Origin of the sequence: Pseudomonas sp. FSL R10-1339 (genome assembly GCF_009600545.1) — a bacterium.
Lineage (GTDB): Bacteria > Pseudomonadota > Gammaproteobacteria > Pseudomonadales > Pseudomonadaceae > Aquipseudomonas > Aquipseudomonas bubulae.
The window spans coordinates 1-3941 of record NZ_WIVQ01000169.1; the positions used below are offsets into that span (position 1 = coordinate 1).

General features: G+C 52.3%; 3 protein-coding genes, 2 pseudogenes and 1 riboswitch. Of the genes and pseudogenes, 2 read left to right on the plus strand and 3 right to left on the minus strand.

All coding sequences use genetic code 11. The features are described from left to right. The first annotated feature begins 120 nt into the window (after positions 1–120). Positions 121–555 carry a universal stress protein gene (locus GHO03_RS23780; protein ID WP_095019788.1) on the plus strand — a complete coding sequence of 145 codons (435 nt, stop codon included), beginning with the start codon at positions 121–123 and terminating at the stop codon, positions 553–555. A 216-nt stretch (positions 556–771) separates the two neighbouring features. Here GHO03_RS23780 and ppa read toward each other — a convergent pair whose 3' ends face one another. The 3 genes and pseudogenes from ppa to chrA all read right to left on the minus strand — a co-directional run. Continuing rightward, entirely contained in the window at positions 772–1302 is a 531-nt protein-coding gene (ppa, locus tag GHO03_RS23785) for an inorganic diphosphatase (protein ID WP_095025397.1), read from the minus strand. A 165-nt stretch (positions 1303–1467) separates the two neighbouring features. Continuing rightward, on the minus strand, positions 1468–1851 hold the full coding sequence (gene crcB, locus GHO03_RS23790; protein ID WP_095025398.1) for a fluoride efflux transporter CrcB: 384 nt from the start codon (positions 1849–1851) through the stop codon (positions 1468–1470). 137 nt (positions 1852–1988) lie between these two features. After that, a riboswitch (Fluoride riboswitch) is annotated at positions 1989–2049 on the minus strand. Positions 2050–2121: 72 nt separating this feature from the next. Continuing rightward, positions 2122–3231 (minus strand): annotated as a pseudogene (gene chrA / locus GHO03_RS23795) (chromate efflux transporter); the annotation flags it as partial. A 63-nt stretch (positions 3232–3294) separates the two neighbouring features. Here chrA and GHO03_RS23800 point away from each other — a divergent pair. Then, positions 3295–3864, plus strand: a pseudogene (locus GHO03_RS23800) (IS5 family transposase); the annotation flags it as partial. Between the last annotated feature and the right edge of the window lie 77 nt (positions 3865–3941).

Sequence of the window (3941 nt, forward strand, 5' to 3'; positions counted from 1 at the left end):
AGAATAAGGCCGGTAGGTTGAAAAATACGGCTTGAAAGAGGGGGGCGCTACGAACGGGTTAATTGTTCAGCGGCTCCCTAACGACAAGCATCTTCATGCCACTGAAAGAGGATTTAGAAAATGCATAAAATACTTGTAGCTGTCGATGGCTCCGAGCACTCGGAGCGCGCAGTGCGTTACCTTATTGGGCTAATCCAAGATGGCGGATTACTGGGCGGTAGTGTTGAGGTACATCTGGTGAATGTACAGCCACTGTTACCAACTCGAATTGCACACGACATGAGAGCGGATGAGATTGATCGTTACTACGGTGATAAAAGTGCTGAGAGCTCACAAAAAGCTGGGGTGCTTCTGAAGCAGGAAGGGGTTGCATTTACACTTCACACCTTACAAGGCGATGCAGCAAGCCAAATCGTGGCGTGCTCACACTCTTTAGGATGTAACAACATCATCCTAGGCTCACATGGCAACGGCTTTCTTGCAGGGATCTTTCTGGGCTCTGTCGCGGCAAAGGTGATTCAGCTCTCAGATATACCAATCACCTTAGTCAAATAGGAAATCGTCAAATGCATGCTAGCGCGACCCCATAAGTGGGTTATCAAAGGCCGATATTCTGGAATGACTTTGATTGAGTTGAGTCATGCGCAGCATAGCCATCCACTTTTCTATGCGTGTGGTTCCCTCGACATTTGATGTCCCGAGCGACTGAGAGGCAAATCACTTGCCCCTCAGTTCTGACTCCCGGCTGATGCTTTCAATTTGGAGTGAAACCTACTTGGGAATATACGCAGCTACCGACTTGCGAATCTCTTCCCGCGCCTCATCCGCGCTCCCCCAACGCCCCATCTTCACCCACTTACCCGGCTCCAATGCTTTGTAGTTTTCAAAGAAGTGCTTGATCTGTGCGAGGAGTAGCGCAGGGAGGTCTGAGCACTCCTTTACGTCGTTGTACATCGAGCTGAGTTTTTCATGAGGCACAGCGATCACCTTGGCATCCGCTCCGGCTTCGTCAGTCATGTACATCACACCCACCGGGCGACTGCGGATTACAACTCCAGGTGAGACGGGATAAGGGCAAACCACCAGGACGTCAAGAGGATCTCCGTCATCGCTCAACGTATTTGGAATGAACCCGTAGTTGGCCGGATAGAACATCGGTGTGCTTAGGAAGCGGTCAACGAAGATCTGTCTGCTCTGCTTGTCGACCTCGTACTTGATCGGCGAGTGGTTTGCAGGGATCTCAATAACTGTGAAGAAGTCATCGGGGATCGCGTTACCAGCAGGAATGTCCGCGTAGCTCATGTTCATACCTCCGATGTTGTAGAAGTGGTTGCGTCGGACGGATCTCTCCCAAGTGGGCTCATTTCTTTTGGCAAATCGACTATCCATTCGCCTAACATCATTCTCTGATAGCGACGGTTACGTTGAGTAAAGAAAACGACCATAAAGCCTTTCATGTCTATCTCCTCAGCGAGTACCAATCACTTGGTATGAAAGAAGCCCTGCAGCGGTCATCGCCAGCGAACCAACCACGTGCAACGAAATTGAGCCAAGCGCCCAGAGCAGTTTTCCCTCCTGAATCAAGGTGACTGTTTCGGCTGAAAATGTAGAAAAAGTGGTAAGACCACCACAGAATCCGGTGATGATCAGGAGGCGCCATTCAGGGCTGAGCGAAGGCGATGCAGCCAAGAAGGCGATGGTCAGCCCTATGAGATAACCCCCGACCATGTTCGCGACTATAGTCCCGGGAGGAATCGTAGGAAATAGAGCGTTCAGCTTTATACCCAAAAGCCAGCGTAACCAAGCACCAACTGAGGCGCCGATGGCAATGACGATCAATGATTTCAGCATGACGAGCACTCCTTACCAAACCTGGAGGGCCAAGCATGCAGAGGGACAGCGCTGTAAGATGGGCGAAGCACGAAAAGTAAGATCATATCCTGTCCTAAATTAGGGACAGGGAGCCACACCTACGCACCCTGTCTAGGGTTCACGTAGGCATCATCAGCACAAGGCGGTTAAAGGAGGAATGCCATCTCCTGATAAGATCCTATAGCATCCGCGCTACTGACATCAATAACCTCCTATACAGATCAAGATACCTTTGGCTGATGCTTGCTTTCAAAGTACACCGCTGAGCCACCATCCAAGCATTCCACTGCCCAAGACGACTACCCATGGGGGAACCCTCCAAAACATTAGGGCGACAAGGGCTATCAGCGCCAAACCGAAGTCTTGAGGTTTCAAAATTGCACTCGTCCAGACTGGGTTATATAAGGCCGCCAAGAGTAGCCCTACTACTCCCGCATTAATTCCTGCAAGGGCCGATTGGGTGCGAAAACTATGTCGTAGTTGCTCCCAGAATGGCAGCACGCCGATTACGAGTAGGAATGAAGGTGCGAAGATAGCGACCAGGCATACCGTAGCTCCGATCCAACCAGAGGGTTGGGCGTTCATGGACGCTCCGAGAAATGCTGCGAAGGTAAAGAGCGGGCCCGGTACGGCCTGCGCTAAGCCATACCCAGCAATGAATGTGTCGTTGGTTACCCATCCGTTGAATACGGTCGCAGACTGAAGTAACGGTAGTACAACATGCCCCCCTCCAAAAACTAATGACCCTGCTCGGAAAAAGGCATTCGTCATAGCTAGTGCTTCAGAGGGCCAAACCTGGATCAAAAATGGTAGGCCTACCAATAAGCCAAAGAACACCACCAACGATACCAGACCTACTTTTCGGCTAACTGATATTGGAAGGGGCTCAGCAGTATGCTGTTGAGCAGGCTTGAAAAGCATCAGACCGATGACAGCACTGCAGATAATCACGGCGATCTGCCCCCAGGCATTTGGCCAGATGAGTGCTGCGCAAGCTGCAAACACAGCGATGGTTACCCTGGGTACATCAGTACAAATATTGCGCGCCATTCCCCAGACGGCTTGAGCAACAACAGCAACCGCGACGATCTTAAGTCCGTGCAAAAGACCGCTTGGGAATGCATTTCCCCACGCGGACATCCCTTGCGCAAACAAAACGAGGATTATTGCCGATGGCAGTGTAAACCCAGCCCACGCGGCAACTGCTCCAGAGAAACCAGCACGCGATAGCCCCAAACCTATGCCTACCTGGCTACTGGCAGGCCCTGGCAGAAACTGGCACAGGGCGACCAAATCGATATAACTGCGCTCACTGAGCCATTGGCGCCGAACAACAAACTCTTCGCGGAAGTAACCTAGGGAATCTCCGAACAAGTCTTCAACTGTGCTGAAATACGCCTAACAACCTGATCCGAGCTGCCCATGAGCCAGATGAGTTTTTCCGATTTCGAATACGCAGGAAAACGTAAGCAGACACGCCGCGAACGCTTCCTCGCCGAGATGGATCAGGTCGTGCCCTGGATAGGCCTGCTGGGGCTGATCGAGCCGTTCTACCCCAAGGCCGGTGGTGGCCGTAAACCGTATCCGCTGGAAACCATGCTGCGCATCCATCTGTTGCAGAACTGGTTCTCCCTGAGCGATCCGGCCATGGAAGAAGCGCTCTACGAAATCACGCCCATGCGTCAGTTTGCACGCCTGACGCTGAGCGCGCCGATCCCCGAAGACACCACGATCATGAACTTCAGGCACCTCCTGGAAAAGCATCAACTGGCGCCAGCGATCCTTGCGGTCATCAACGGTTACTTGCAGGAAAAGGGCCTGTCGCTGCGTCAGGGCACCATCGTCGACGCCACCATTATTCATGCCCCCAGTTCGACCAAGAACGAAGATGGTAAGCGCGATCCCGAGATGCACCAGACCAAGAAAGGTAACCAATATTTCTTCGGGATGAAGGCCCATATCGGTGCCGATGCAGAGTCGGGCCTGGTTCACCATGAATCGCCCCGGGTTTCCTAGACACTCTCCAGGCTCGCTGCGTAACGCTTTTCAAACTCTACCGGTGACAGCTG